Source organism: Streptomyces sp. H39-C1 (genome assembly GCF_027158125.1).
Classification (GTDB): Bacteria; Actinomycetota; Actinomycetes; order Streptomycetales; family Streptomycetaceae; genus Actinacidiphila; species Actinacidiphila fildesensis.
On record NZ_JAPVLS010000146.1, the window covers coordinates 12,040 to 13,907 of the forward strand.

1 pseudogene is annotated in these 1,868 nt (G+C 77.4%); it reads right to left on the reverse strand.

Going from position 1 to position 1,868, the window contains the following annotated elements:
- Nucleotides 1–1,868 (reverse strand): annotated as a pseudogene (locus O3W51_RS45190) (ATP-binding protein); the annotation flags it as partial.

The following is a 1,868-nucleotide window of genomic DNA, read 5'->3' on the forward strand; positions in this document are numbered from 1 at the left end:
AGCTCCCCGCGAGCCCGTGAGGCCAGTTCGTCGGCGCCGCACTGCAGGGCGCCCTCCAGACCCCGGTAGAGCTGCTCGGCGGCCTCCGCCGGGCGGCCCGCCCGGCGCAGCGCCGTCCCGTGGGCGACCAGCGAGCAGGCCAGCTGGTGGCCGGCCGGGGAGCGCTCCAGCGAGTCGACGGACTCCTCCAGGAGCTTCATCCGCTCCGCTCCCCCGGACACCTCGGCGGCGATCCGCAGGGTGTGCCCAATCGTGGAGGCGGCTCCGAACTGCCGGGCGCGGGCGACGGCCTCCATGGCCGTGGCGCGGGCCCGGTCCGGGGCGGTGGACGCCTCGGCGAGCGCCAGGTGCGGCTGCCAGGGACACCAGGCGGGATTGCGCATGCCGCGCTGGTTCAGCCGGCGGCCCACGGCGGCCAGTTCCACGGCGGCCTCCTTCGCCATACCGCGGGCGAGCAGCAGCTCGCCGTAGACGCCCTGGGCGTCGGGGAAGGTGACGGCGGCGGGGAACGGGGCGTGGAAGTCGTGGTCCGCGGCCAGTTCCGTCGCCTCGGCCACCCGGCCGCGGGCGAGCAGCACCTCGATGAGGACCGCGACGGAGTACCACTGGACGGGGGTGCCCCGGCCGACGCGCTCGGCGAGCCGCAGTCCGGCGCGGGCGAAGTCCTCGGCCTCGGCGAGCCGGCCGCGCCGGAAGCGGACGTAGCCGAGCAGCAGATAGCCGAACGACAGATGGGCGCCGCGCCAGCCCTGGCGTTCGAACTCGGCGATCCCGTCGGCGAACAGCTCCTCCGCCCGGCCGGGCCGGTCCGCGTACATGTGCACCAGGGCGACCAGCACCGGGACCTCGAAGCCGCAGTCCGCCTCGGCCCAGTGCAGCCCTCCGTCCAGGGCCCGGCCCGCGTGGCGCAGCGCGGTGCCGGACGGCTCGCCGCGCAGGACGGCGTCCCAGGCGCGCAGCCCGATGATGTACCGCTCGGTGAGGTCGCGGCCGGTCAGCCGGTCGGCGAGCCGGGCCAGCCGGCGGGAGCGGGCGGGTGAGCCGGGCTCGTCCGCCCGGAACGCGTCCCACATGAACTGCTCGGCCTGCATCCGCAGCCGGACCCGGGGATCGGTGGCGGTACGGGCCGCGTGGCCGACGGTGTCGGCGGCCTCGTCGAGCCGGTCGCTGTGGGCGAGTGCCTGGGAGAGGTGGAAGAGGATCCCCTCGCGCAGGGCGGGGTCGCCCGCCGGCTCCTCCAGCGCGGCCCGGAGATGGTTGACGGTGGTGGCGGGCTCGAGCAGCAGGGAGGCGCAGCCGAGTTCGTACAGGACGGCGGCGCGCTCGCCGGGGGACGGGGGTTCGCGCAGGGCCCGGCCGAGGTAGCTGCGGGCGGCTTCCGGGGCGCCCGCGCGCAGCGTCTCGCGGGCGGCGTCCCGCAGTTGGCCCACGACCCAGGAGTCGCCCTCGGGGTGGGTCTCGAGCAGATGGCGGGCGGCGGCCGAGGCTCCGAGGCCGGCGTCGACGACCGACCAGGCCGCCCGGCCGTGCAGCGCGACCCGCGCCGCGTCGGGGATCGCCCGGTAGACAGCGGTGGCGATCAGCGGGTGGACGAATTCGAGGGTCGCGCCGCCGGTCAGCACCCGGGCGCCGCGCAGTGTGTCCGCGGCCTCGGCCGCCTCCGCCGCGCCGATGCCCGCGATGTCCGCGGCGAGCTCCGGGGAGATCTCCGTCCCCAGCACCGCGGCGGCCCAGGCCAGCCGGACGGCGGGCACGCCCAGCCGTTCCAGCCGGGTGGTGAGCCCGCTGCCCTTCACCGCGGCCGCCAGTTCGCGCAGCAGGTGCGCGCTGGTCCGGTCGGGGCGCAGGCCCCGGTCGCGGACCTTGGC